The organism is Pedobacter sp. P26 (assembly GCF_050632135.1).
Lineage (GTDB): Bacteria > Bacteroidota > Bacteroidia > Sphingobacteriales > Sphingobacteriaceae > Pedobacter.
Genome location: NZ_CP192574.1, coordinates 873,418 through 899,209, shown reverse-complemented (window position 1 = coordinate 899,209; position 25,792 = coordinate 873,418). Strand labels below are relative to the sequence as shown.

General features: G+C 37.7%; 26 protein-coding genes and 2 tRNA genes. 8 read left to right on the top strand and 20 right to left on the bottom strand.

The annotated features are described in order from the left end of the window. Positions 1–5: 5 nt before the first annotated feature. The 3 genes from ACQ86H_RS04305 to ACQ86H_RS04295 all read right to left on the bottom strand — a co-directional run bounded on the left by ACQ86H_RS04305 (position 6) and on the right by ACQ86H_RS04295 (position 2,098). Positions 6–1,046 carry a hypothetical protein gene (locus ACQ86H_RS04305; RefSeq protein ID WP_431295334.1) on the bottom strand — a complete coding sequence of 347 codons (1,041 nt, stop codon included), beginning with the start codon at positions 1,044–1,046 and terminating at the stop codon, positions 6–8. Positions 1,047–1,147: 101 nt separating this feature from the next. Continuing rightward, positions 1,148–1,747, bottom strand: a complete 600-nt coding sequence (locus tag ACQ86H_RS04300; RefSeq protein ID WP_431293956.1) for a PspC domain-containing protein — start codon at positions 1,745–1,747, stop codon at positions 1,148–1,150. Between the two features lie 15 nt (positions 1,748–1,762). After that, positions 1,763–2,098, bottom strand: coding sequence for a PadR family transcriptional regulator (locus ACQ86H_RS04295; protein ID WP_025145298.1), 336 nt, complete (start codon positions 2,096–2,098; stop codon positions 1,763–1,765). A 614-nt stretch (positions 2,099–2,712) separates the two neighbouring features. Between ACQ86H_RS04295 and ACQ86H_RS04290 the strand changes: the two genes are divergently transcribed. Together ACQ86H_RS04290 and ACQ86H_RS04285 are read left to right on the top strand one after the other, a co-directional pair. Beyond that, on the top strand, positions 2,713–4,167 hold the full coding sequence (locus ACQ86H_RS04290; RefSeq protein ID WP_431293955.1) for an amino acid permease: 1,455 nt from the start codon (positions 2,713–2,715) through the stop codon (positions 4,165–4,167). 206 nt (positions 4,168–4,373) lie between these two features. Further along, positions 4,374–4,538, top strand: a complete 165-nt coding sequence (locus tag ACQ86H_RS04285; RefSeq protein WP_431293954.1) for a hypothetical protein — start codon at positions 4,374–4,376, stop codon at positions 4,536–4,538. A 14-nt stretch (positions 4,539–4,552) separates the two neighbouring features. Here the strand turns inward: ACQ86H_RS04285 and ACQ86H_RS04280 are convergent, their stop codons facing one another. From ACQ86H_RS04280 to ACQ86H_RS04265, 4 genes are all read right to left on the bottom strand, one after another. Continuing rightward, positions 4,553–5,449 (bottom strand): NAD(P)/FAD-dependent oxidoreductase, encoded by an 897-nt coding sequence (locus ACQ86H_RS04280; protein ID WP_431293953.1) that lies wholly within the window; start codon positions 5,447–5,449, stop codon positions 4,553–4,555. A gap of 73 nt (positions 5,450–5,522) precedes the next feature. After that, entirely contained in the window at positions 5,523–5,669 is a 147-nt protein-coding gene (locus tag ACQ86H_RS04275) for a hypothetical protein (RefSeq protein ID WP_431293952.1), read from the bottom strand. Positions 5,670–5,805: 136 nt separating this feature from the next. After that, a complete protein-coding gene (locus tag ACQ86H_RS04270) occupies positions 5,806–6,150 on the bottom strand; it encodes a class I SAM-dependent methyltransferase (protein ID WP_431293951.1) in 345 nt (114 codons plus the stop codon). A 92-nt stretch (positions 6,151–6,242) separates the two neighbouring features. Further along, positions 6,243–7,154: a hypothetical protein gene (locus ACQ86H_RS04265; protein WP_431293950.1), complete on the bottom strand. Its 912-nt coding sequence runs from the start codon at positions 7,152–7,154 to the stop codon at positions 6,243–6,245. Positions 7,155–7,313: 159 nt separating this feature from the next. Between ACQ86H_RS04265 and ACQ86H_RS04260 the strand changes: the two genes are divergently transcribed. Further along, positions 7,314–7,730 carry a VOC family protein gene (locus tag ACQ86H_RS04260; protein WP_138818499.1) on the top strand — a complete coding sequence of 139 codons (417 nt, stop codon included), beginning with the start codon at positions 7,314–7,316 and terminating at the stop codon, positions 7,728–7,730. Positions 7,731–7,986: 256 nt separating this feature from the next. On the opposite strand, the gene ACQ86H_RS04255 is transcribed toward ACQ86H_RS04260, so the two are convergent. Both ACQ86H_RS04255 and ACQ86H_RS04250 read right to left on the bottom strand, forming a co-directional pair. Further along, positions 7,987–8,238 (bottom strand): GIY-YIG nuclease family protein, encoded by a 252-nt coding sequence (locus ACQ86H_RS04255; RefSeq protein ID WP_431293949.1) that lies wholly within the window; start codon positions 8,236–8,238, stop codon positions 7,987–7,989. 11 nt (positions 8,239–8,249) lie between these two features. Continuing rightward, complete coding sequence (locus ACQ86H_RS04250) at positions 8,250–8,939, bottom strand: hypothetical protein (protein WP_090984189.1); 690 nt, start codon at positions 8,937–8,939, stop codon at positions 8,250–8,252. Positions 8,940–9,371: 432 nt separating this feature from the next. On the opposite strand from ACQ86H_RS04250, the gene ACQ86H_RS04245 reads away from it, so the two are divergent. Beyond that, positions 9,372–9,698 carry a hypothetical protein gene (locus ACQ86H_RS04245; RefSeq protein ID WP_431293948.1) on the top strand — a complete coding sequence of 109 codons (327 nt, stop codon included), beginning with the start codon at positions 9,372–9,374 and terminating at the stop codon, positions 9,696–9,698. An 865-nt stretch (positions 9,699–10,563) separates the two neighbouring features. Then, on the top strand, positions 10,564–10,890 hold the full coding sequence (locus ACQ86H_RS04240; RefSeq protein WP_431293948.1) for a hypothetical protein: 327 nt from the start codon (positions 10,564–10,566) through the stop codon (positions 10,888–10,890). Between the two features lie 523 nt (positions 10,891–11,413). Here ACQ86H_RS04240 and ACQ86H_RS04235 read toward each other — a convergent pair. From ACQ86H_RS04235 to recO, 3 genes are all read right to left on the bottom strand, one after another. Next, positions 11,414–11,491, bottom strand: a tRNA-Val gene (locus ACQ86H_RS04235). Positions 11,492–11,549: 58 nt separating this feature from the next. Further along, positions 11,550–11,624 (bottom strand) — tRNA-Val (locus tag ACQ86H_RS04230). A 95-nt stretch (positions 11,625–11,719) separates the two neighbouring features. Next, a complete protein-coding gene (recO, locus tag ACQ86H_RS04225; RefSeq protein WP_138818502.1) occupies positions 11,720–12,445 on the bottom strand; it encodes a DNA repair protein RecO in 726 nt (241 codons plus the stop codon). 119 nt (positions 12,446–12,564) lie between these two features. Here recO and ACQ86H_RS04220 point away from each other — a divergent pair, with 119 nt between their 5' ends. Next, complete coding sequence (locus ACQ86H_RS04220; RefSeq protein WP_431293947.1) at positions 12,565–12,852, top strand: hypothetical protein; 288 nt, start codon at positions 12,565–12,567, stop codon at positions 12,850–12,852. Between the two features lie 95 nt (positions 12,853–12,947). Then, complete coding sequence (locus tag ACQ86H_RS04215) at positions 12,948–14,915, top strand: efflux RND transporter permease subunit (protein ID WP_431293946.1); 1,968 nt, start codon at positions 12,948–12,950, stop codon at positions 14,913–14,915. Positions 14,916–15,178: 263 nt separating this feature from the next. Here the strand turns inward: ACQ86H_RS04215 and ACQ86H_RS04210 are convergent, their stop codons facing one another. The 8 genes from ACQ86H_RS04210 to ACQ86H_RS04175 all read right to left on the bottom strand — a co-directional run bounded on the left by ACQ86H_RS04210 (position 15,179) and on the right by ACQ86H_RS04175 (position 22,304). Beyond that, positions 15,179–17,035, bottom strand: a complete 1,857-nt coding sequence (locus ACQ86H_RS04210) for an STN and carboxypeptidase regulatory-like domain-containing protein (RefSeq protein WP_431293945.1) — start codon at positions 17,033–17,035, stop codon at positions 15,179–15,181. 5 nt (positions 17,036–17,040) lie between these two features. After that, positions 17,041–17,991, bottom strand: a complete 951-nt coding sequence (locus tag ACQ86H_RS04205) for a FecR domain-containing protein (RefSeq protein ID WP_431293944.1) — start codon at positions 17,989–17,991, stop codon at positions 17,041–17,043. 4 nt (positions 17,992–17,995) lie between these two features. Further along, positions 17,996–18,562, bottom strand: coding sequence for an RNA polymerase sigma-70 factor (locus ACQ86H_RS04200; protein WP_246862649.1), 567 nt, complete (start codon positions 18,560–18,562; stop codon positions 17,996–17,998). A 239-nt stretch (positions 18,563–18,801) separates the two neighbouring features. Next, positions 18,802–19,545, bottom strand: a complete 744-nt coding sequence (locus tag ACQ86H_RS04195) for an SDR family NAD(P)-dependent oxidoreductase (RefSeq protein WP_431293943.1) — start codon at positions 19,543–19,545, stop codon at positions 18,802–18,804. An 80-nt stretch (positions 19,546–19,625) separates the two neighbouring features. Continuing rightward, positions 19,626–20,651: an NAD-dependent epimerase/dehydratase family protein gene (locus ACQ86H_RS04190; RefSeq protein WP_431293942.1), complete on the bottom strand. Its 1,026-nt coding sequence runs from the start codon at positions 20,649–20,651 to the stop codon at positions 19,626–19,628. Between the two features lies 1 nt (position 20,652). Beyond that, entirely contained in the window at positions 20,653–21,318 is a 666-nt protein-coding gene (locus ACQ86H_RS04185) for a DUF6134 family protein (protein ID WP_431293941.1), read from the bottom strand. A 528-nt stretch (positions 21,319–21,846) separates the two neighbouring features. Further along, a complete protein-coding gene (locus ACQ86H_RS04180) occupies positions 21,847–22,119 on the bottom strand; it encodes an isoleucyl-tRNA synthetase (protein ID WP_138818513.1) in 273 nt (90 codons plus the stop codon). Further along, positions 22,116–22,304, bottom strand: a complete 189-nt coding sequence (locus tag ACQ86H_RS04175; RefSeq protein ID WP_138818515.1) for a hypothetical protein — start codon at positions 22,302–22,304, stop codon at positions 22,116–22,118. Before ACQ86H_RS04175 ends, ACQ86H_RS04180 begins: the two co-directional genes overlap by 4 nt. An 83-nt stretch (positions 22,305–22,387) precedes the next feature. On the opposite strand from ACQ86H_RS04175, the gene ileS reads away from it, so the two are divergent. Next, a complete protein-coding gene (gene ileS / locus ACQ86H_RS04170; RefSeq protein ID WP_431293940.1) occupies positions 22,388–25,789 on the top strand; it encodes an isoleucine--tRNA ligase in 3,402 nt (1,133 codons plus the stop codon). Positions 25,790–25,792 lie beyond the last annotated feature (3 nt).

Here is a 25,792-nt window from a genome sequence, read left to right as displayed (position 1 = left end):
TGCTGTTATTGTTCAGGTTCAATCCCCAATTCTTCTTTAACTTCCTTAATCCGGTTTGATACAGAATCCTGATAAATGGTATCCGTAAGTTTATTCTTTTGCAACAATTCTAAATCGTATAGTTCTTCTTTTAGCTTTTGTTTTTTTAAAGCTTCTTCTTTTAATTTGGCAACACATTTCAAACCATCATCGGTCATAATCCATGTACTGGAATCGTTATGATCATTTTCGCTGTCGTTACATTCCCACGTCCAGTAATTATTAACGTAACGGTAAGCATCCTGCTTTAAAATTAATCTGGTTCCCACCGGAATTTCAAGATTTAACCTTACTTCCTGGTTTCTCCAGATGGTACCCTTTCTCAATTGAAACCGCGGACTAAAAATCAGTTCAGAATCTTTCACTACATAATTGTAACTAATGTTCTGCGCATTTTGCAATGCACTTTGGAAGGTTTTGCCCTGCGATTCGTACTTCTGTGTTAAACGGCTAGTACCGGTTTCGCTTTTATTAATATCAATACGGATATGGTTCGGAGAAACAAATGGCCCGTCCTCAAAATCATCAACTACAATCTGGTGGCGGTTGTTCGCATCAATGTGGTAAGCCACACTATCTTCTTTACTGAAATATTTACTTTTATCGATATTGATGGTATAAACCGGATACGCTTTCAGGTCAGTGGTTTGTGTTAACTCTGCATGTTGTTTAAATTCTGATGAAATCTTGGCCGCCTGATAACCAGTTACCGCCACACCTGCCAGCCAGATAATCAACAGTGCGAAAGAAAATGTTTTATTGATGGCCTGTTTGTTAAAAGCAACCCTGATCGAGAATAACACCAAAGCTAAAACCGGCACAAAACATACAATAAATGCACCGAATACAATGATGCCCCTATTGCCTTCATTAACAATCGAGAAGGGAAAATATTCGTAAATACTGGCATCCCAAAATCCCTGGAAAGCGGCTATGCCGATAATCAAGGCCAGTAAAAAGAATATCCCGAGCACTACGATAAAACCTGCTATCACTTTAAAAATCACTTTTCCCGTGCCCGATATAAAACGCCCAAGCCACTCGAAAAATTCACCGATAAAAATGCCTATCCGTCCGAATATAGGCTGAGCATGTTTATTTACTTCATTTAAACGTTCCTTAACCGCCTGTAATTCTTCATCCAGATTTTTTGGAAACCCTGAAGGTTTGCGGGTTCGCCTTTCATCTCCATTTTTTCTACCCTTGATTTTGCTTTCGGCATAATGATCCAAAGCAGGGCATATACCAATACGCCAAATCCACCAACAAAACTGATCAGCAATGTAGCCAACCTGATCCATTTTGGATCGGCATTTACATAATGCGCTATACCTGCACAAACACCTGCGACAACACGGTCATCCATATCCCGGTACAGTTTTTTCTCCGTATACTGGTATTGATAGGCATTGCTAATCACCGGTTGCTCTTCACTTTCTTCCGTCGTATCAAAATCCTGTACCCTGCCCATCTGTCCAATTACCGAATTTACATTGGCCGAATCTACCACCTGTTTTTTCTGCTCTTCCAATTGCTCGGTCAACAGTTCCGCAATCCGGTTTTCAATATCCGTTACAATTTCAAGGTCATCTGCATGATTGGCAAAATATTGTTTTACTTCGTTCAGGTAGGCCTTTAAGCGTTCGTAGGCACTTTCCTCAATGTGAATAATTGTGTTTCCTATATTGATAATGATAGTCTTTTCCATTTCCTTTTTTACTAATTATGAATTGGCTCCTTTTTGTGAAATACCTACAGCATAAGCCAGCTCCTGCCAGGTTTGATCTAATTGTGATAAAATGCCCCGACCATCTTCGGTTAAGGTATAATATTTACGCGGTGGGCCCGAGGTAGATTCTACCCAGTTATAGCTTAACAAACCGTTGTTTTTAAGCCTGGTTAATAGTGGATATAATGTACCCTCAACCACCAACAGTTTTGCCGACCTCAATTCGGCAATAATATCCGAAGCATAAATTTCGCCCCGAGAGATGATTGATAAAACACAGTATTCCAGAATTCCTTTCCGCATTTGCGTTTGCGTATTTTCTGCTATCATATAACAAAGATATATGTTTTATATACTACCATGCAATACATAGTACTAAAATAAATCAAAGTAAATTATTAAAACATTGATTATCAATCATATAATTTTAAATTAAATTCTGTTTTTTAGAAATAATTCTTTAAAAGGTAAAAATTTTGATGTTTTTTTTAGAAAAGCAAGGCCTTGTAATGCTTAGCTTCCTGCAGTCCTGCTATCACCTATAGTCCCGATTTAGATACCTTTTTAAATATAAAATATTCGGTAAAACCGGGAGCTATTTGGTTCTATCAGGTTTAGAATGGAGGGGGCTGGTATTACTATTTATGGGTGTTGGAATAATTCCATAACGGTCCTTTGTAAATAAACCCGACAGAGCGGGTAGCCCACAGTGAAACAAGGCATAACGAGGACTACAATCGATGGCGGGACTGCAGGCCCCTATGAAAAGCAGCACGCAAATTTTCAAAAATAATTAACAGATTTCTCCAAAGCCCTTTAAACTTCCGAAGTCTGCTATCACAAAAGCCCATTGCAGACTGCGGAAGTTGGCCATAGGGATTAAACACATAAATACGATAGATTTAATATATTTTAATAATTTTGCAAAGTCTTAACTTATTTTCATGAAGAAATCTATTGCCAGCATTGTTGCCGAGGCAAACGAAAGCGGCGAAGGAACGCTTAAAAGAACCTTAGGCCCCATCAACCTGATTTTAATTGGTGTTGGCCTGACACTTGGCGCCGGTTTATTTTCCATTACGGGTTTGGCAGCAGCCAATCATTCCGGCCCTGCGGTAACCCTATCATTTGTAATTGCCGCTTTAGGGTGCGGTTTTGCGGCACTTTGTTATGCAGAATTTGCCTCCATGATTCCCGTTGCAGGCAGTGCCTATACCTATTCTTATGCCACTATGGGCGAGCTTTTCGCCTGGATTATCGGCTGGGATCTGGTATTGGAATACTCTGTAGGTTGCGCTACAGTAGCCATTAGCTGGTCGCAGTATTTAACCCGGTTTTTGGCCAGCCTACACATTTATCTTCCCCCGCAATTAACCCTATCCCCTTTCGAAACCGCGAAACTGGCAGATGGTTCTGCTGTTCACGGCATCATTAACATCCCCGCAGCATTGGTTGTGGTATTGATGACGGCTATACTCATCCGCGGCACAAAAGGCTCGGCCATTGTAAATGGAATTATTGTATTTCTTAAAGTGGGCGTAGTGTTGGTTTTTATTGCTTTAGGCTGGCAGTATATCGATCCGGCAAATTATCATCCTTATATCCCCGAAAATACAGGAACATTTGGTCAGTTTGGATGGAGTGGTGTATTGCGCGGCGCAGGACTGGTATTTTTTGTGTTTATCGGTTTTGATGCCGTTGCCGCTTCAGCACAGGAAACCAAAAACCCAGCGAGGGATTTACCGATCGGTATTATTGGTTCATTGGTGGTTTGTACGGTTTTATTTGGATTGTTCGGTCACGTAATGACAGGCCTGGCCAATTACAAAGAATTTGCCAATAGCGGTGCACCGGTAGCCATAGCCATAGAAAAAACACCCTACGCCTGGTTAAGTCAGGCCATTATTTTAGCTATCCTGATTGGCTATACTTCAGTGATCCTGATCGATTTAATGGCACAATCGCGGATGTTCTATTCCATCAGTAAAGATGGATTATTACCAAAAATGTTCTCTGATGTACATGCAAAATTTAAAACACCATATAAATCGAACATTATCCTTTGTTTATTTATCGGTTTATTCGCTGCATTTGTGCCCATGAATGTGGTAGGCGAAATGACCAGTATCGGCACCTTACTGGCCTTTTTAATGGTTTGTGTAGGTATCCTCATTTTAAGAAAAACAAACCCTGAAGCTAAACGCCCATTTAGGGTCCCTTTAGTCCCATTAATCCCGATTTTAGGCATTTTAACCTGTATTGCGATGATGGTATTTTTACCCTGGGAAACCTGGTTAAGGCTTGCGGTTTGGCTGGCGATCGGATTAGCCATTTACTTTGGCTATGGTAAAAAGAACAGTAAATTAAACACTGTAGAAAAACAGGCTGAAAAGCGATAATAAAACATTGCTATACACATTGGGCAATCGGGTTGTTGGATTTTCCATACAGCCCGATTGCCCTTTTTCAATCATACGCTGTATTTACAACCGCATAAATATCAATTAATTAAGAAAAAATATAAGTTATCCACAATTTAACATTTTTCTAAATTTTTGGCTTGGGATTTGCCTTAACAAAATCGACCCTATTTAAACATTATCCCATGATTATTAAATTAGACACATCAGTTTTCAGACTTTCGAGGCATAAAGCTGAAACAGTAAAAAAAGTGGCAGCACCACTTACAAGAGACCAGTGGATCACGGCTGACAGAATTGTAATGGCAGCAATGTTTATTCTCACTATTATTGGTGCCATCTTATTTTAATTTCCGATGATTGATCAAAAATCTTCAGAAATTAACTCTTTATTGATCATCACTGCAGCCATGGTTCCAGCGGCTGTAACGATAGGCAATGACCTGAACAAGGTTGCGCAATCTCCTGCGGCATAAACGCCCATTGCAGTAGTTTGTTGCTGCTCATTTACTTTTATTGTTTTCAGATCTGTTAATTCGAATCCGAGCTGTTCACTAAAATTTACATGCTGCTCTATTTCAGGTTTAACGTAAATTGCTTTAAAGGCTATCTTTTCTCCGTTTTTAAAAACAATGTTTTCGAGCTGACCATTTTGTTGTTCCAGTTCAACAATCTCCTCTTCTAAAATGGCAATCGATTTAGATTTCAGCTTTTCGGCCTGTTCTACATTTAATTCTGATTTTCCATTGGTTAAAATGCTTAAATCTTTATTCCAAAGGTAAATGTTTTTAGCCATCTCAAAGGCATGATCACCGTTCATTAACAGGCCTACTTTTTCATTTTTTACTTCGTAGCCATGGCAATACGGGCAATGGATAGCAGAAATGGCCCAACACGCGGCCAATCCTTTAATACCGGGCAGCGTATCTTTTAAACCTGTGGCCAATAATATTTTGCGGGAAGTAAAATGCTGTCCATATTCTATGCCAACACGAAATCCACCTTCTATTGGTTTGGCCGAATCGGCTTTTGCGCTTAAAAATTTAACTGTTGGATATTTTAGCACTTCAGCTTTTGCTACTTTGGATATTTCGGCTGGCCGATCGCCATCATGCGTTAAAAAATTATGTGAATGAGGGGTTTGCCTGTTACAGGGTTCACCAGCATCGATTACCAGAACATTCCGGGTTGAACGGCCTAAAGTTAATGCGGCAGATAAGCCAGCATAACTACCTCCAATTATAATTACATCAAAATCCATATCCTTATCATTTGATACAAAGATCTGAATTCAAATAACAAACGCAACATTGATGCATTAATTGAATGTCATTTTATTTTTTGAAAATTACCGCCTTAATGAAGTTTCCATAATACAAACGGAGTTCTAAAACCTGATAATCTGCATTCAGAAAGTAAGGATTCATGTCGATCAGCTGATTGGCCTCTACAATTCCCAGTAATTTAAAAAAGCTGTACATCGATTTGAGCAACAGCCATTTCCACCAGTTCCCATTATTTTTGTTTAGCGAAAAATCGACTAAAAACCATAGACCATCTTTTTTTAATGATGCATTTAAAAGGTTAAATACTTTTGCGGCACGTTGCTCAGCAAAATTATCGAAAAAGAAATGGTGTTAAAACCACATCAAATACGGTATCTGTGCTAAAATCCTCAATGCCCAGATTCACAAATTTAACCTGGTTGTTTTTAAATTCCCGTTTTTGAGAAAGTGCAATCATTTTAGCTGATATTTCTACATAAACAATTTTTAAGCCACTGGGATATATTTTGGTAATTTCTTCCAAAATCCATCCTGTTCCGCCACCCGCAATTAAAACGGAACTATCTTTTGGAATATACTGAAGTTGATTAACCTGTGCATTAACCTGCGATTTAAAAAATACCAAACGGCTTAAGGTATCGTAATGATTGGCTATTTTATCGTAGTTGTTGTTCATTTTTGGAGTAGTATCAAGTATTGAGATTCAAGTATCAAGATAAATTTCTCAAGCGTAAATATGCTTTGTTCTTTCTGCTTTAGCCTTTCCGCTTAATGAACAAACTGCATTCCTATCATCCCACATATTGCCTTAAACAAAATCAATCCATCAATTACCATCAGATAATAGAGGATATTTTTTCTCCTGTGCATAGAATAGGCCACGTAAATGGTTAATATAAACGGCAGAACATTAAATAAAACCTGCGGTATCCCGAAGCCTTTGTAACTGGCGAATATGCCCAGCGAAATTAAACCGATAATTAACAGCGGAATCAAAATATTAAAAATGGTTCTACGCAAACCATAACGCACCACAAAAGTGCGCAAGTGTTTATTCGCATCTGTAGGGTAATCTTTAATATCGAAAATGATTGCGTTTACAGTACAGAACATCCAGTTTTTAATAAACAGCCAGGTCCACAGCACGGAATCATGATAGCCTACCCCTGTTTCAATTTTAAGCATAATTAATGGCAGCACATTGGCACAACAGGCCCAAACAAAACCAATAACGAAGGCTTTAAACCACCCGGTATTGCGCAGATTGAATTTCAAGAAAGATTTAGGCAATAAACCGTAGTACAAACCTGCTGCAACAATGACAATTACTATAGCCACCCAATAACTGAGCGGAAGTGCCAGAATATGCTGAAAGTTTTGGTACAGCAGATTAATAGCCAACAGCATGCAAGAAATAAAAAGCACCGCCTGACTCCAATTGATAAATTTCCTATGCTTGAAATACCATTGATTACGGAGATTGGTGGTGGATGATGCAGTAGAAACTTTATTATAGGCATAGGTATAATAAATGGTTGGTGCCACAAATAATAACAGGTAATAATTGAGGGAGTTAAAAGGCAGCCTTAATTGCAGGGTGGCTTCGAGGGTAAGGGCTACTGCCAAAATTCCTACAAAGTAGTTTCCAAAGAAAATAAACCTGATTATTTTACCGAGCATTTACCGCTGTTTTTCGTCAGGCAATTTCGGATATATAATTGAATAAGGTAAATAATTATGAAGATTAAAATAATTACGAAGCTTAAAACCAAAAAAGAAAACAATTTTAATAATCTATCACATTAGTTCTTAAATTTATAATTCAAAAAAATAATTTCAATGGAAGATTCAAAAAACTCAACTTCAGGTACCGATACCATACCAAAGGTGACAGGAATTGGTGGTATTTTCTTTTTCTCGGATCATCCGAAGGAAACTAAAGACTGGTATGCTAAAAATTTAGGAGTCGAAATCAATGCATGGGGTGCTGTAAGTTTTGATTCCCGGAATATCAACAATCCTGACGAAGTGGAATCACTTCAATGGAGTCCATTTAAAAAAGGGGATGAATACTTTTCGCCTTCAAAAAAGGAATTTATGATTAATTACCGCGTTCAAAACCTTGAAGCGCTATTAGAAAAACTAAAAGAAAATGGTGTAACGATACTCGATGAAATTGCCACTTATGACTATGGAAAGTTTGTTCATATTATGGATGCAGAAGGTAATAAGATTGAGTTATGGGAACCTAAATAATTACTCTACTATCTTTGTCATCCTGAGCGCAGCGAAGAATCTTTACGAAATAAACTATCATCGTTTAAAATATTTTACGCTAATCTAACCCTTTTAGATATACTCCAAGGCAAGATAACTTTTAATTCAGATGAAAGATTCTTCACTGCGTTCAGAATGACAGCACAAAAAAAGCATTCCAGTTTCATGAAAGGCTTCGGTGGAAAATGATCCCGATTTCAATCGGGACGACCCTACTTAGCAAAAGACTGAGGTGCTATGACTCAGCCGATGAAATTAATTTTTCTATCATTATCCTACTTTTCCAGTTTTTGATCTGTCTTTCTTTAAGCCTGGCATCTCTTAGATTATCAAAAGCCTCAAACCAGACAATGCACCAATCTCCTGTGTGACCAGTAAATCCGGCATGGTTTGTATTATGCTTCTTTAATCTTTCGGTTAAATTAACGGTAGATCCGATGTAATATTTATTTCGGGTTTTCGAGTATAATATATAAGCGTAAAACATCTCTTTCAGGCTTATAGATCAGGGTTAAGTAAAACATCAGCCTTAATATTTTTAAGGTGACTCAGTATGGCTATTTTTGCATGATAATCTTTGGTAAATTCTAAAAAAGTGTTTTTAAAACTAAGAATTATAAAAGAGAATGCAACAAGTACAATTATTACGAACACATGAATAATAATATTCAATTCTAAAGAGTTGGTAGATGGGATTTTCTCAAAATATAAGTTAAAAAGTGGACCGATTAAAAAAGACAAAATAACCCCAAAGGCAAGATAACGTTTAACATGTACTTCAATAGTTTCCGTAAGTTCTATTATTAAGTAATCAATAAGAATGATACTGATTTTACCTTCTGAATTTTTAATTTTTGAAAAAATTTCATTCTTCATCATCAAGTTAAATGCATGCATATCAATTTTATTTTTACTATCGATAAGAAACTTTAAATCATCATCGGACTTCACTATTCTTATCCTTTCATGAGTTTGAATCTTTATTGAAATCCAGCCAAAAACAAAAGTTATTGTTAATAATATAATAACAATGGCAAGCTTATGAAGTATAAAAAATATATAAGAAAAAATTAAACCGAGCAATAATAGCATCAATGTAATTTTAGATAAGAATTTAATCCTCCTCTTATACTTTTTAACAATCCGATAGGTAAAAGTATTCTCCAATAATTCATTTATTAGCTCCATAGTAAATTGTTTTATTCCAGAATCTTATTTTTTGTGAAATTGCAATTAGAGTGAATTTATCAAAAATTCTTTAAAAGGTATTGATAGGCTTCGGTGGAAAATGATCCCGATTTCGATCGGGACGACCCTCGGCATAAAGGAGGTCACTAAACCAGCTGATTTAATTTCCCTAATAGCAAAAAAGCCTCTCTAAATTGAAAGGCTTTAAATGGTGGGAAATGATCCCGATTCCAATCGGGACGACCCTCAGCATAAAGGTGATCCCTAAACAGATGAGTTAATTTCACTAATAGCAAAAAAGCCTCTCAATAAATTGAAAGGCTTTAAATGGTGGGAAATGATCCCGATTCCAATCGGGACGACCCTCAGCATAAAGGTGATCCCTAAACAGATGAGTTAATTTCACTAATAGCAAAAAAGCCTCTCAATAAATTGAAAGGCTTTAAATGGTGGGAAATGATCCCGATTCCAATCGGGACGACCCTCGGCATAAAGGTGATCCCTAAACCAGATGAGTTAATTTCACTAATAGCAAAAAAGCCTCTCAATAAATTGAAAGGCTTTAAATGGTGGGAAATGATCCCGATTCCAATCGGGACGACCCTCGGCATAAAGGTGATCCCTAAACCAGATGAGTTAACTTCACTAATAGCAAAAAAGCCTCTCAATAAATTGAAAGGCTTTAAATGGTGGGAAATGATCCCGATTCCAATCGGGACGACCCTCAGCATAAAGGTGATCCCTAAACAGATGAGTTAATTTCACTAATAGCAAAAAAGCCTCTCAATAAATTGAAAGGCTTTAAATGGTGGGAAATGATCCCGATTCCAATCGGGACGACCCTCAGCATAAAGGTGATCCCTAAACAGATGAGTTAATTTCACTAATAGCAAAAAAGCCTCTCAATAAATTGAAAGGCTTTAAATGGTGGGAAATGATCCCGATTCCAATCGGGACGACCCTCAGCATAAAGGTGATCCCTAAACAGATGAGTTAATTTCACTAATAGCAAAAAAGCCTCTCAATAAATTGAAAGGCTTTAAATGGTGGGAAATGATCCCGATTCCAATCGGGACGACCCTCAGCATAAAGGTGATCCCTAAACAGATGAGTTAATTTCACTAATAGCAAAAAAGCCTCTCAATAAATTGAAAGGCTTTAAATGGTGGGAAATGATCCCGATTCCAATCGGGACGACCCTCAGCATAAAGGTGATCCCTAAACAGATGAGTTAATTTCACTAATAGCAAAAAAGCCTCTCAATAAATTGAAAGGCTTTAAATGGTGGGAAATGATCCCGATTCCAATCGGGACGACCCTCAGCATAAAGGTGATCCCTAAACAGATGAGTTAATTTCACTAATAGCAAAAAAGCCTCTCAATAAATTGAAAGGCTTTAAATGGTGGGAAATGATCCCGATTCCAATCGGGACGACCCTCAGCATAAAGGTGATCCCTAAACAGATGAGTTAATTTCACTAATAGCAAAAAAGCCTCTCAATAAATTGAAAGGCTTTAAATGGTGGGAAATGATCCCGATTCCAATCGGGACGACCCTCAGCATAAAGGTGATCCCTAAACAGATGAGTTAATTTCACTAATAGCAAAAAAGCCTCTCAATAAATTGAAAGGCTTTAAATGGTGGGAAATGATCCCGATTCCAATCGGGACGACCCTCGGCATAAAGGTGATCCCTAAACCAGATGAGTTAATTTCACTAATAGCAAAAAAGCCTCTCAATAAATTGAAAGGCTTTAAATGGTGGGAAATGATCCCGATTCCAATCGGGACGACCCTCGGCATAAAGGTGATCCCTAAACCAGATGAGTTAACTTCACTAATAGCAAAAAAGCCTCTCAATAAATTGAAAGGCTTTAAATGGTGGGAAATGATCCCGATTCCAATCGGGACGACCCTCAGCATAAAGGTGATCCCTAAACAGATGAGTTAATTTCACTAATAGCAAAAAAGCCTCTCAATAAATTGAAAGGCTTTAAATGGTGGGAAATGATCCCGATTCCAATCGGGACGACCCTCAGCATAAAGGTGATCCCTAAACAGATGAGTTAATTTCACTAATAGCAAAAAAGCCTCTCAATAAATTGAAAGGCTTTAAATGGTGGGAAATGATCCCGATTCCAATCGGGACGACCCTCAACATAAAGGTGATCCCTAAACAGATGAGTTAATTTCACTAATAGCAAAAAAGCCTCTCAATAAATTGAAAGGCTTTAAATGGTGGGAAATGATCCCGATTCCAATCGGGACGACCCTCAGCATAAAGGTGATCCCTAAACAGATGAGTTAATTTCACTAATAGCAAAAAAGCCTCTCAATAAATTGAAAGGCTTTAAATGGTGGGAAATGATCCCGATTCCAATCGGGACGACCCTCAGCATAAAGGTGATCCCTAAACAGATGAGTTAATTTCACTAATAGCAAAAAAGCCTCTCAATAAATTGAAAGGCTTTAAATGGTGGGAAATGAGGGGTTCGAACCCCCGACCCCCTCGGTGTAAACGAGGTGCTCTGAACCAGCTGAGCTAATTTCCCTTTTCAGGTGTATGTCAAAGTTTGATAAAAAAGCCTTCCAGAATACTGAAAGGCTTAGTGGGAAATGAGGGGTTCGAACCCCCGACCCCCTCGGTGTAAACGAGGTGCTCTGAACCAGCTGAGCTAATTTCCCTTTGATAATTTTGTCAAACTTTAATGCCCCATCCTCCGTTTGGGAATGCAAATATAGCGCTATAAAACTGTTCTGCAAATCTTTTTTTCTTTTTTTCAACTTAATAAAATTTCGAGGATTTTATGCGATTGCACCACCCCAAAAGAGGCTGTATGTAAGGTATAGAAAACCAATATCTTATCTAACAAAAAGCGCCGCTGGGTATTGCTTAACTTTATTTCAGAAATTTTTTCGAGCGGTGAATCAAATAACGAAATAAAACCTGTCGCATCATCTAATTGAAGATAATTGGAGTGAACCGGCAACCGTGAAGTAAATTCCCCTTCCTGGAGATCAAAGTAAATCTGATCGTTCCTTCTTTTTCCGTTAGGAGAAAAGCCTAAAAACCTCGTAAGTTTTAATAAAAAGGATAAATGAAAATTTGGGTTTATCTCTTCCACTTCGTCAAACCAGGCTATCGAATTGAAAATGTAATCGAATAAACTTTCATCAGCCGATTGCTGTCGGATACTTTTATACAGCACCTCATTTAAAAAAATAACGATGCTGGTTTTAATCATATCATAAGGGATACTTTTAAAAACAGGCGTTTGCCGAACTTCCGATATCCGTTGAATATTGGTATTTGTTTTATGATAAACCACCATATCCAACAAATGTAGCGACTGCAACATGTTCATTTTAATCCTGGCCTTTGGTTTTTTAACCCCATTGATCAGGTAAGATTGCATGCCGAATTTATCGGTAAGCACCTGTACTACCACACTGCTTTCGCTATAATTTGTAGTCTTTAAAACAATGCCTCTAACTTTGTGCAACATCCGGTTAAAACAATTTTTTCAAAAGTATGTTATTTGTGCAAATTTAATTGTGCGAAAAGTAATCAGGTTTTACAAATAAGATTAGTTTTGCCTTTAATATTATTAAAACTAAGCTGCACATGTGGGTTAAGCTATCGAGATTTATTCTTCAGAATCGTATCGCAATCATTGTATTTTTCGTGTTAGGAACAATTTTCATGGCTTATCAGGCCAAAAATGTAAAACTCTCCTATACCGGAAGCAAAATCCTGCCAGTTACCGATAGCGCATTTGTAAAATACAATGCTTTTAAAAAGACTTTTGGTGAAGATGGGAGTGTAATGGTGGTGGGGATACAATCGCCCGATATTTTTAAAAAGAAGTATACAACCAATGGGTTCAGCTTTCTAATGATATTCAGAAATTAAAGGGTATTAAACAGGTCTTATCTTCAGGACGCATTTTTCAACTCGAAAAAGATACTGTAAATCAAAAATTTGTTTTAAAACCGCTTCCTGGCGGTTTGGTTAAAACTGACACCGAAATGGATTCGATCAGGAATACCATTTATAGCAACCCGTTTTTCGAAGGGCTGGTTTACAACCATCAGAATGCTACTTTAATGGCCATTACTTTCGATACCAAAATCTTAAATACTGCCGAACGTAATCCTATTTTAAAAGAAATTGAGGCAAAGGCAAAAGCTTTCCAGGCTTCTACCAAAATTAAGGTGCATATTTCCGGTTTGCCATATATCCGTACGGCAGTAAGTAAATTGGTGAGTAACGAATTCGTATTGTTTCTGGGCTTATCGATCCTGGTTTCGGCCCTGATCTTATTGTTTTTCTTTAAAAAGTTCTATGCCGTATTCTTCCCTATTTTAGTGGTGGTGATGGGCGTAATCTGGAGCATCGGTACTTTGGTATTATTCGGATTCGAACTGACTATTTTAACAGGATTGATTCCACCACTGATTGTAATTATTGGTATTCCAAACAGTATTTTATTGCTGAACAAATACCAGAATGAACTTCGCAAACATGGTGACAAACAGAAAGCGCTAAGCATTACCATTGAAAGGATTGCCATTACCACTCTAATTGCAAACATTACCGCAGCCATTGGTTTTGGTGTGCTTTATTTTACCGGAAGTGAGCTATTGATGCAGTTTGGTAGTGTGGCCTCTATCAATGTGATGGTTACCTGGTTAATGTGTTTATGTTTAATCCCGATTATCTTCAGCTATTTACCCGCACCAAAACTTAAACCACAAACCCATATTGATGAAGGTTTTCTGCATAAATTATTGGTTAAAACCGATACCCTTGTTCAGCATAAAAGTGGCTTGATTTATATCGGAACGATTATTATATCGATTATTGCTTTTATCGGAGTAATGAAAATCAACGTTAACGGATATGTGGTTGATGATCTTCCGAAAAACTCTGAAATTTTAACCGATCTTAAATTTTTTGAGAAAAATTTTGAGGGAATTTTACCTTTAGAGGTAAGTGTGGATACCAAGAAAAAGAACGGCGTTTTCAATTTAACCAACCTGAAAAGAATGGAAAAACTGGAAAAAATGATTTCGGCTTATCCTGAATTTTCTCGCTCCATTTCTGTAAATATGGGATTGAAATATGCTACTCAGGCTTTTTACAATAACGATTCAACTTTTTTCCGTTTACCGGATAACTTAGAAAAGAATTTTATTTTAGCGTACATCGCCAACGGCGGAAAAGGAAATGCAAGTCTGTTGACGAACTTTATCAGCAAAGGGAATCAAAGCACCAGGATCAGCTTCCAGATGGCTGATGTGGGCTCGAAACGGTTGGATGCGATTATGGCTGAGCTAAAACCGCGTATTGACAGCATTTTGCCTCCATCCAAATTTGATGTAGAATTGACCGGATCAAGTATCATATTTTCGAAAGGAACAGATTACATGTTAAGGCATTTGGTGGAGAGTATTGCACTTGCCATTGTATTAATATCGCTTTTAAGGTTGGCGCAGTTTAAGAGCTTGGGGATTATGTTTATTTCCCTGCTTCCGAACATTGTTCCTTTAATTATTACGGCAGGAATTATGGGCTATTTCGGCATTTCGTTAAAACCATCAACCATTTTAATTTTCACCATTGCCTTTGGTCTGGCATCCGATCAGACGATTTATTTCCTTACACGTTATCAGCAGGAATTAAATTTAACCAATTTCAGTGTACCCAAAGTAATTACGGATACCATTACTGAAACCGGTGTAAGTATGACGCACATCGCCCTAATTTTATTCTTTGGTTTTGGGATTTTCACAGCTTCTACCTTCGGAGGTACAGTAGTACTGGGTTTACTTTTATCAATAACTTTATTGGTGGCTTTAATTTTCAATTTAACGTTATTGCCTGCACTGGTTTTATGGTTAGACAAAAAGAAAGTAAGAAAAGTAGTTTCTGATGAGGAATCGGCGAAAAATGCTGGTGAGTTTGACCATTAAGATCAGTTAGGAGTTGGGCGTTTGGAGACTGGATTTTTGGGAGCCTAAATTAACACGATATTATTATGAGGCTGTCTCAAAAAATAAAAACAAGACAGCCTTCTCGGAATTTAATTTGGCAGAATACCAAAAATGGTCAGACTCGAATGTAAAAAGGGCAATTTTCAATTTAGAAAATTGCCCTTTTTGGTCTTATTAAAGATTTGAGACAAATTTTAATTTTGCACAACTTTTGAAAAAGAGACTTTTGAGACAGCCTCATTTTATAAAATAACAATTCCAACATTCCAACCTACCCAACCAGTATATCTCGAATCCTTAAAAGTAAAATCCCGATGTTTTTCCTGTAACAGATCAAACTCTCCAATTCTAGTGTTTTGCCTGGTGTAATACACATTAACCGATGGACCACCCTGAATGGCCAGCCATTTATTTAACCTGATGTTTATCGGCAGTTCAAATTTATTTAATAGGTTCAGGTAATCCCAACTGCCCTGATATACATATTGACTGCTGATTTCAGGGTTTAATGAAACACTACGAAACAGTTTCATTTCCTTTCCAAAACCTAGTCCGCCGGTATATATTTTATCTGCTGATTTTTTGTTTGTGCCGAACATCAATATGTTGTACAAACGTTTGCTCCCTCCTTTATACTGTACATTATAAGTAGTGCTTTCATTCGTGCTGAAACCGAATTTATGATACCCGTTTAAAGCAACGTTAATTAAGCCAATGGAATAACCATCATTCCGGTTAGAAACATTTAAAACCCCAAGCTGGACTCCTTTTAAATTATTCGCATAATTAATTGCCCCAACCTGCAGTCCACTGGCAGTTTTTGAAGTAAAATTGGCGAGTACAGCAAGATTTAATCCACTTGTTTCCTGGTCGACATTAGCAATTCCACCAATCTGTATTCCGCTGGTTCTGCCTTTTACGATGTTCCCACCAACTCCAATCTGAACTCCTTTAGTATCTTGACCAACCACATTAAATACTCCTGTTTGCCAGCCTTTTAAGGTTCTGCCGATTGTATTAAGGCCAACAGAAAATTGTGCTCCCTTAAAATTGTTTTTAACGTTATTATATATACCTCCTATTTGCAAGCCTTCAAAATCCTTACTAACATGGTTGTGAGCTAACGCAATCTGCATGGCATTTACATTACCATTTACGTGATTAAAAAAACCTGCAATTTGAATTCCACGAACATTTCCTCCAACTAGATTAAAACCTCCTGCAAACTGAAAATACTGGACATCACTTTTATCAATGTTGAAGCCAAAACCAATTTCCGCACCATCTACGCCCGCACTATAAGCGCCGATTACATTAAGTGAAAATTTGTTCACCACCTGTCCGCTTAGTGAGCCATGAGAGTTTAATTTTGGAATCAGTGAAAACTGGAAAGGCGCTTTAGAAATAAAACCACCGATATTAATCGACTGGATTTTTTGTTGCGCTGTAACCAAGGCATTGCCCAGCCAGGTATTTTCTACAACATCCAAATTTTCACTGATAAATCGCTCAGTCGGGCTTTCCTTTTTATTGCTTATGTTTACCTCGGCCAAAAAATGGGTAATGGTAGATTTGTAATTTTCTTTGCTCACGGTGAGCGATATGGGGTGTGTAATGTTTTTCAAACGCATTGAGAAGTAACCATTCCCATCGGATATTTCGGAAACCAGCAAGGTTTTTTCATAAATACTGGCATCCTGGATCGGTTTATTGGTCTGTTTATCCACCACTTGCCCGGAAATGGTGTAAAGTTCTGGATTACCAATTGATTCGTTGACCAGTAGAACCAGTTCGAGCGGAGCATACCTGATGATCACAAAATTACCCGATTGGCGGTATTCGAACCGATGGCTTAGTAATTTATCCAGGGCCTCAGCAATGTTCAGGTTATTTTCGTGAATACTCACCAAACTATCAAGCGGCAATATATTGCTGTTATAAGAAAATCTGAAGCCACCTTTCTCTTCAATTGCAGCCAGAACCAAACTTAATTTCTGCCGTTCTATATTGAGAGAAATATTTCTGGATAAAGTAGATTGTGCTTTTACCAGAGAACAGGAAATGAGGAAAAAAATAGCGGTAATTTTGAGCGCACGCATAGGTATTATTTAAGTTTAATCACATTCTGCCCATACTCCACTTTTATTTTAAAAGTTTCGGCTATTACATTCAGGATTTCTTTAAGCGATTCGTTTTTAAAAGTAGTACTGATCGGGAGTGCCTTTAAAGATGGATCCACGATTACGATATTGCTTTTAAATTTTTCATTGAGTACAGCAACCAGGTCAGCCAGCGGTGTTCCATCGCAAACCAACTCATTTGTATAATAGTAATTGTACAATTTGCCCTGATTTTCACCTTTGGTAAAATGCATCTGATTTTGGTTAATTTCTACTTTTTCCCCGGCAGTTAAACGCACACTATCTTTTTGGTTATTCACCTTAACTATACCACTTTCTACAATTACGATGGTTCCTTTTTCATCGCCTTTTACATTAAATGCCGTTCCTACAACAGTTACCTGAACATCGTTAATGCTGATGATAAAAGGTTTCGATTTATCGGCACTCACTTTAAAAAATGCTTCCCCTTTTAATTTTACATCACGGGTTTTATTAAAAAAACCACCGATAAAGGATATAGAAGACTGTTTATTCAGTATCGCGGTAGAACCATCAGGCAAAAGCTGGGTTAGTGTATTTAAGCCACTGCTCACGCTTAATTTATTGCCGACTAAATTGTTGTAAAAGAATAAACCCGCACTAAAAATGATGGCAACAACCGCCACCCAACGTAAAACGAATGGATAATTAATTGATTTTTTCTCGCGCTGCAAACGGATGTTTAACCTCTCCAAAGCCTGGTGCTCGTCTATAGAGTGGTCGATCTGAAGTTTGCTTTTCTCCAGTATCGTCCTGAAATCCTCCAGCTGTTTATGGTGATCCGGATTGGATGATGCCCAGGCTTCAACCTGCTCGCATTCGGGCATATTAGCCTCTCCAAGCAGGTATTTTGCCAGCAAATCATCGTTAATATTTGTATAGTTTTTATCCATAAGCTTATTTCAATAATATAAAAACGAGGATCAGGAAATCGACCACCTTAAGGCGTAAAATTTTTAAAGCTTTCCCCATCTGGTTTTCTACCGTTTTGATCGAAATATTTAGTGCGTCGGCAATTTCCTGATATTTCATCTGGTCGAACCTGCTCAACTGAAATACATTCCGGCACTTCTCAGGTAGTTCGTTTATCGCCGAATGGATATTTTTTTCCAGTTCTGTTGCCATAATCTCTGTATTTAAATTACCTGTATCGTTTTTCACCGTATCGGCATAATGGATGTTAAAATTTGACCTCACTTTTTGATGTTTGAGATAGTTTAAACTTTCGTTATGTACCGATCGGTAAAGAAAAGATTTTAAAAAACCATCTTCTTTAAGCTGATCCCTTTTTGTCCAGATGCGCACAAACACATTTTGAACAATTTCTTCAGCATCATCTTTTTCTCTGATTATGGTAAAAGCATAGGCATGCAGACTTTTGAAATGTTTTAAAAACACTTCGTCGAAAGCCTGTTTATTACCGCTTTTAATTAATCCGATAAGATGGGTATCGTTACTTTCCAAGCTTGTTATAATGTTTTCATTTTTACCACAGATGCGCACAGATAAACAAAGATGCGGGTTGCCCCATTTAATCATTATTCAAACAGTCTTCGACTACGCGCTCAGACTGACCAATAGTTTACTTAAACCAACCAGTTTTAAACAAAAAATTTATCTGTGTTTATCCTTTTTATCCGTGGTTAATATTTCACGCTATGCTGCTAAAATCGATTTCAATTTACGCCTAATTATAATTTCTTTTAAAAAGCCTGGTATAATTTTATCCAGCAACACCAAAATGCGATTCGCAAAACCCGGTATAATTTCTTTTTTCCTTTCAACATACCATCCATTGCTGTTTTGGCTACATAATCAGCTTCTAAAATAGTCGCTTTGGCAAAACCTTTAAGTTCATTGTTCATTACCAATAATTCTGGTTTGGTGTTAATGCCACCAGGACTGAGTAAACTAATATGCACATTTGTACCGCTTAACTCTAGCTGTAAACAACGGGTAAAATAACCTATAAACGACTTAGTTGCCCCATAAACCTGTTTTTTAGGAATGATAAAGTGACCACCTAAACTCCCCACGTTTAAAATATAACTTGCTGCGTTTTTATCGATATGGTTTAAAAACAAACGGGTAAGCAGCACGGTATTCGTAATGTTAAGATCAATCTGTGTCCGGTAAAAATCTACATTTTTATCTTCAAACCAACTCCAGTTTCCCAAACCTGCGTTATTAATCAAAACGTTGACCTCAATTTTCCGTTCCTTTAGTTTTTCAAATATTTCGATTGCTGCATCGTTTTTGGTCAAATCGAGCTCAATGCACAAAACTTTGCTGTTAAAATTTACACGAAGATAATTTGCCAAATGCTCTAAGCCACTGTTAGGTAGCGAAACCAATACCAGCCCGAGGCCGCGTTTGGCTGATTCAATGGCAAAAGATTTGCCCAAACCCTCACTTGCTCCTGTAATTAATACTGTTAACTGTTTCATTTTAAATACTTTAATTTTCAACCACAGATTTACACAGATCTGGGTGCTAAGCATTAAAATCCTATCTGTGTGCATCCTTTTCATCTGTGGTTAATGTTGTTTTTAATTATACTGAAATGATTAATGGTTTTTCCCAAACCCACCGCAAAAGGCGTAATCCTGTAATTCAGTTCGGCAATGGCTTTATTGCTTGAGTATTGCTGATTGCATTTCAATCTATCTGCAAATTCTGGCAGGAAAAACGGCGTAAGGTCAAACAGCCTAGTTTTGATCGACTCCAGCAAACTATAGGCTTTAATAATGCTGACCGGGATTTTATATAAAACCTGCTGTTTACCTGTTAGCTGCTTTAAAGTATTGAAAAAGCCGTTAAATGAGACATCAGTTCCACCTAAAATATACCGTTCACCGTTTCTTCCATTTTGCATAGCGGCGATATGCCCATCTACCACATCATCAACAAAAGCATAATTGGCTATTGATTTTCCATCACCTGGAATAAAATGCCAGGTACCGTTAATGTAGCCTGTAACCATTTTACTCACCGTATTGCTATCGGTAATTGGTCCGTCACCGTATACCCTCGATGGATTTACAATCACCACTTCCAGTCCCTTTTTTACAAATTCTCTTACCTCCAGCTCGGCCAGGTATTTTGTGCGTTCGTAACTGATCGGGAAACCAACCGCCCGGGGGTCGTTCTCCGAAACCGGCAAATTTAAAGTTGGTCCCCATACCCCACAGGTTGAAGTATGCACTACCCGCCCGACCCCCAGTTTTAAAGCACAACTGAGTACATTTCTGGTTCCGATTACATTTACATCGTAAAAATCCTGCTCATTTTTACACCACATTTTGGCCATGGCCGCGGTATGGTAAACCTGGTAACAATCTTCCATTGCATGTTCTAAACTTACAAGGTCCAAAATATCACCTTTTACAAACCGGATGTTTCTATGTTGAATCAAAAATGGATGTTTTATATTTCGGCAAAGTGCAATCACCTCGAAACCCATTTCTGCCAGGGCAAAACTTAATTTTCGACCGATAAAGCCCGACGCTCCGGTAACCAAAACCTTTAGGTATTTATTTGCTACTACTTCCATATTAAACCCTTTCCATCCGGATGGTGTACAATGAATGATTTACGACCACCAGTTTACAGATCCCGTTTTCGAAATGGTAATCGTTATAGTTACCGTCGGGAAGATTGATTCTATACTGATGTGCACCATTTTTTTGAATGGGAATAAAACATTGAAAGTTATCGGAATAAATTTCCGGGATATTTACAGGCTCTTTCGCATATAAAAGCATCATATTATAACTGATTGGCTGGTTGAGCGTACTGGTTTTATTGCCGGTTTTAATTTGATAGGCATTATTGATCAAGTTTGTTTTCTTAACTTCTTTGGCGCTGCCATTTACAACCCTGTTTACGTTTGAAGTAAGCAGTTTGCCATTTTTGAAATGGGCAACATCTTCCGTTTCAACATCTATTTTGAAAACAAAACGGGTTTGTACTTTCGAAGTTATTTTTAGATAAACATTATCGCCATCGTCTTTTTGCTGAAAATATAGCTGACCGATTACTTCGCCATTGCGCTTGATGTTAAATTTACTTTGCTGCGCAAAAGCCGATGAAAATGAACAGATAAGAAAGAGCACCGAAGCAACACTTTTTGGATTGATTGGGCTTTTAGACGAGAATGTTTTGTAGGTTTTTGGAGCAAGATATTTCTTACAGAGCCAAATAATTAATGCAGGAATCATAATATCTCTATTTGTTAATTTAGAGCTATTACAACTCACAAGAGATTTACCCCTATGTAGATTTATTTTTTTTGAAAATATTTAATGCCTTTGGGTAGGAGCCGCTTATTTCTTACACAGACCCAAGTTACCTAAACCTGATGGCAGCGATCCCGATTTTTCATCGGGACAAGCGTACAGCAGGACGAACATTAAAATGATGACAGGCCTTGCTTTCCAAAAACCTTTTTTAAAACCATATAAGACATTTAAGAACACGTAAGCTCAAAGAGGCCTAGCTAGCGATGTAAAGAAAGCCTCCCTACTTCTTACACAGACCCAAGTTACCTAAACCTGATGGTAGCGATCCCGATTTTTCATCGGGACAAGCGTACAGCAGGATGAACATTAAAATGATTACAGGCCTTGCTTTCCAAAACCTCTCCCTATGCAAATTAGTGGTTAAACGCAGAAACTATGCATCCCTCTCCTCGAGGAGAGGGACCGAACAGACAGATGATAAAGCAAAAAGCGTAGATAGGGTGAGGTCTATTCAGTCGCTGGCTTTTTATCCTCTTCATCTACCGGAACTTCCACCGTTGGATCGGTAATGATTTCGGCATTGCCATCATTATCCTTTTTGGCGAATAAAATTGGATATAACAACCACAATGCACCAATGATAATGAGTACGCCGGCCAGCATTTGGAAATAGATACTTCCTTTTACTTCGTAAGCATCTAAAATTTTATAGGCAATAAAAGAAAGTAGGCCAGCTACCAGTACGAAAACGGCTTTCTGCAATTTTAACAGCTTGATCATGGATTCTTTCTTTTTAGTGTTACAATATGGATTAAAACAATGATGAGCCCAATTAGTTCGAGCAGGCCGCAGAAATAAAATGCATAAAGCACAAAATCACGGTTAGATGGATTGATAACCGCAACAATTGGCAAAGCAATTACAGCTACAATCATCAGTGTAAGCCCGATATTAAATAATTTCACGTTAAAAGTATTTACATCAAAACTACCAAAATTCAGTCAATTCTGTTAACTTTGCAACCTTAATTTTTTGAGGTACTTGATTGATGTATAGCGAATTTAAACAACTGGAACTTGCCAAAATAGGGCAGGAAATATTAGATTTTTGGAAAAAAGAAAACATCTTTGAAAAAAGCATTTCTTCGCGCCCTAAATCTAATCCGTTTACTTTTTACGAAGGCCCACCGTCTGCCAATGGCATGCCGGGGATTCACCATGTAATGGCGCGTGCAATTAAAGATATTTTTTGCCGCTATAAAACAATTAAGGGTTATCAGGTTAAAAGAAAAGCTGGTTGGGATACGCATGGCCTGCCGGTTGAGCTTGGAACCGAAAAGGAACTAGGAATTACTAAAGAAGATATTGGTAAAACTATTTCTATTGAAGATTATAATGAAGCTTGTAAAAAAACAGTAATGCGCTACACTGATGTGTGGAACGAGCTGACTGAAAAAATGGGCTATTGGGTAGATATGGATGATCCATACATTACCTATAAGTCGAAATACATGGAGTCGGTGTGGTGGCTTTTAAAGCAGATTTATGATAAAGGATTAATCTACAAAGGTTATACTATCCAACCCTATTCGCCTAAAGCCGGAACAGGATTGAGTTCGCATGAGGTCAATCAGCCTGGCGCTTACCGGGATGTTACAGATACAACGATTGTTGCTCAATTTAAGGCGATAACAAATACGTTACCATCTTTTTTACAAGCATTTGGAGATATTTACCTGATGGCATGGACCACTACACCATGGACTTTACCATCAAACACTGCTTTAACGGTTGGGCCAAAAATCGACTATGTTTTAATCAAAACGTTTAACCAATATACATTCTTGCCGACAAATGTAATTCTGGCAAAAAACCTGGTTGGCAAGCAGTTTAGTAAAATTTTCTTTGAAAGCAATGAAGTTGAAGATTTTACAAATTTTAAAACTGGCGATAAAAAAATCCCCTATCAAATACTTGCGGAATGCAAAGGAAGTGAGTTGGTTGGCATTAGATATGAACAACTTTTAACTTACGCATTGCCATACCAAAATTCTGAAAATGCATTTAGGGTAATTTCAGGAGATTTTGTAACTACAGAAGATGGTACTGGTATTGTGCATACCGCCCCTACTTTTGGTGCAGATGATGCTAAAGTAGCTAAAGAAGCTACTCCTGAAGTACCGCCAATGCTGGTATTAGACGAAAATGATACCCCTGTTCCATTAGTAGATTTACAGGGTAAATTTACCAAACATGTTGGCCCTTTTGCAGGCAAATATGTAAAGAACGAATATTACAACGCTGGCGAAGCACCTGAAAAATCGGTTGATGTAGAAATCGCCATTTTATTAAAGGAAGAAAATAAAGCTTTTAAAGTAGAAAAATACGTTCACAGTTACCCACACAGCTGGAGAACTGATGAACCACTTTTGTATTATCCTTTAGATTCGTGGTTTATTAAAGTTACAGATGTTAAAGACAGAATGTTCGACCTTAATGAAACCATTAACTGGAAACCAAAATCGACTGGCGAAGGTCGTTTTGGAAACTGGCTAAAAAACGCTAACGACTGGAATTTATCACGTTCGAGATATTGGGGAATTCCTTTGCCAATCTGGAGAACTGAAGATAAAAAAGAAGAAGTGTTAATTGGCTCTGTCGAGGAACTTTATAATGCCATTGAAAAATCTATAGCAGCTGGTTTCCAGAAAGAAAATCCTTTTAAGGGATTCGAAATCGGGAACATGTCTGAAGAGAACTATGATTTGATCGATTTACATAAAAATGTGGTCGACAAAATTGTTTTAGTATCTCCATCAGGTAAACCGATGAGTCGCGAAAGTGATTTAATTGATGTTTGGTTTGACTCTGGTGCTATGCCTTATGCCCAGTGGCACTACCCTTTTGAAAACAAAGAAACAATCGATGGAAATGAAGATTTTCCAGCAGATTTTATTGCCGAAGGTGTAGACCAAACCCGTGGCTGGTTTTATACCCTACATGCAATCTCTACATTAGTTTTTGATAAAGTAGCGTACAAGAATGTAGTTTCAAATGGACTTGTACTAGACAAAAACGGACAAAAAATGTCTAAACGTTTAGGCAATGCTGCTGATCCATTCCAAACTATAAACGAATATGGTGCTGATGCAACGCGTTGGTACATGATTTCGAATGCAAATCCCTGGGATAACCTGAAATTTGACATTGATGGAATTGCTGAAGTTCGCCGTAAATTCTTCGGAACGCTTTACAATACCTATGCTTTCTTTGCCCTGTATGCCAATATCGATAAATTCGAGATCGATAAAAACAATTTAAGCAAAGTGGAAGACAGAACGGAATTAGACCGTTGGATTTTATCGTTGTTGCAAACCTTAATTAACGAAGTTGATGAAAGTTATAACACATACGAGCCAACGAAAGCAACCCGTGCTATTCAGGCTTTTGTTGATGAACATTTGAGTAACTGGTACATCAGGTTAAGTCGCCGTCGTTTCTGGAAAGGCGAAATGACCGATGATAAACGTGCAGCTTACGAAACATTATATACCTGTTTAGAAACCTTAGCACAGTTAATGAGTCCTGTTGCGCCTTTCTTCGCTGATTGGTTATATAGAAACTTAACTGTTACCGATGCATACGCAGAGCAGTCTGTTCACTTAACTTTATGGAAAGAGGCTGACCAGAGTTTGATTGATACCGATTTGAATGAGCGTATGGTTTACGCACAGGATATTTCATCAATGATTTTATCATTACGTAAAAAATCGGGCATCAATGTGCGTCAACCACTTGAGAAAATCTTAATCCCATCGTTAAGTGGCGATTTCGAACAAAAAATATCAAAGGTTGCGGATTATATCCTTTCTGAAACGAATGTGAAACATATCGAGTTCATTACCGATACACATGGTATCGTAAAGAAAAAGCTTAAACCGAACTTCAAATCGTTGGGTAAAAAGGTTGGAAAAGACATGAGCCTCGTTAAACAGGCTTTAGAAAATTCAAATCAGGATGATATCCAGCGTTTAGAAAATGACGGTTTCATTATCGTAATTGGAAGCAACGGAGAAGAATTTACCATTAATTTAAATGACGATGTAGAAGTTTTTGCCGAAGATATTCCGGGATGGCAGGTAACCAATCTGGGCAGCCTAACGGTTGCTTTGGATGTGACCATTTCGGAAGAATTAAAGCAAGAAGGTATTTCGCGCGAACTGGTTAACCGCATCCAGAATTTACGAAAAGAATTAAACTTTGAAGTAACCGACAGGATTAAAGTTTCGTTACAAAATGATAATTTGGTAGCTCATGCAGTTGCTAAAAACAAGGACTATATTTGCGCGGAAATATTGGCCGATGAATTTGAATTAACAGATACTGTAAATAATGCAAACAAAATCGTTATCGACGATGTTGAGTTAAGCATTTCAGTAACTAAAATATAAATC

Bases quoted from the DNA above. Each gene is read 5' to 3' on its own strand.
- ACQ86H_RS04300 (WP_431293956.1), bottom strand. From the start codon at position 1,747: ATGGAAAAGACTATCATTATCAATATAGGAAACACAATTATTCACATT.
- ACQ86H_RS04295 (WP_025145298.1), bottom strand. From the start codon at position 2,098: ATGATAGCAGAAAATACGCAAACGCAAATGCGGAAAGGAATTCTGGAA.
- ACQ86H_RS04290 (WP_431293955.1), top strand. From the start codon at position 2,713: ATGAAGAAATCTATTGCCAGCATTGTTGCCGAGGCAAACGAAAGCGGC.
- ACQ86H_RS04285 (WP_431293954.1), top strand. From the start codon at position 4,374: ATGATTATTAAATTAGACACATCAGTTTTCAGACTTTCGAGGCATAAA.
- ACQ86H_RS04280 (WP_431293953.1), bottom strand. From the start codon at position 5,449: ATGGATTTTGATGTAATTATAATTGGAGGTAGTTATGCTGGCTTATCT.
- ACQ86H_RS04275 (WP_431293952.1), bottom strand. From the start codon at position 5,669: ATGTACAGCTTTTTTAAATTACTGGGAATTGTAGAGGCCAATCAGCTG.
- ACQ86H_RS04270 (WP_431293951.1), bottom strand. From the start codon at position 6,150: ATGAACAACAACTACGATAAAATAGCCAATCATTACGATACCTTAAGC.
- ACQ86H_RS04265 (WP_431293950.1), bottom strand. From the start codon at position 7,154: ATGCTCGGTAAAATAATCAGGTTTATTTTCTTTGGAAACTACTTTGTA.
- ACQ86H_RS04260 (WP_138818499.1), top strand. From the start codon at position 7,314: ATGGAAGATTCAAAAAACTCAACTTCAGGTACCGATACCATACCAAAG.
- ACQ86H_RS04255 (WP_431293949.1), bottom strand. From the start codon at position 8,238: ATGTTTTACGCTTATATATTATACTCGAAAACCCGAAATAAATATTAC.
- ACQ86H_RS04250 (WP_090984189.1), bottom strand. From the start codon at position 8,939: ATGGAGCTAATAAATGAATTATTGGAGAATACTTTTACCTATCGGATT.
- recO (WP_138818502.1), bottom strand. From the start codon at position 12,445: ATGTTGCACAAAGTTAGAGGCATTGTTTTAAAGACTACAAATTATAGC.
- ACQ86H_RS04220 (WP_431293947.1), top strand. From the start codon at position 12,565: ATGTGGGTTAAGCTATCGAGATTTATTCTTCAGAATCGTATCGCAATC.
- ACQ86H_RS04210 (WP_431293945.1), bottom strand. From the start codon at position 17,035: ATGCGTGCGCTCAAAATTACCGCTATTTTTTTCCTCATTTCCTGTTCT.
- ACQ86H_RS04205 (WP_431293944.1), bottom strand. From the start codon at position 17,991: ATGGATAAAAACTATACAAATATTAACGATGATTTGCTGGCAAAATAC.
- ACQ86H_RS04195 (WP_431293943.1), bottom strand. From the start codon at position 19,545: ATGAAACAGTTAACAGTATTAATTACAGGAGCAAGTGAGGGTTTGGGC.
- ACQ86H_RS04190 (WP_431293942.1), bottom strand. From the start codon at position 20,651: ATGGAAGTAGTAGCAAATAAATACCTAAAGGTTTTGGTTACCGGAGCG.
- ACQ86H_RS04185 (WP_431293941.1), bottom strand. From the start codon at position 21,318: ATGATTCCTGCATTAATTATTTGGCTCTGTAAGAAATATCTTGCTCCA.
- ACQ86H_RS04180 (WP_138818513.1), bottom strand. From the start codon at position 22,119: ATGATCAAGCTGTTAAAATTGCAGAAAGCCGTTTTCGTACTGGTAGCT.
- ileS (WP_431293940.1), top strand. From the start codon at position 22,388: ATGTATAGCGAATTTAAACAACTGGAACTTGCCAAAATAGGGCAGGAA.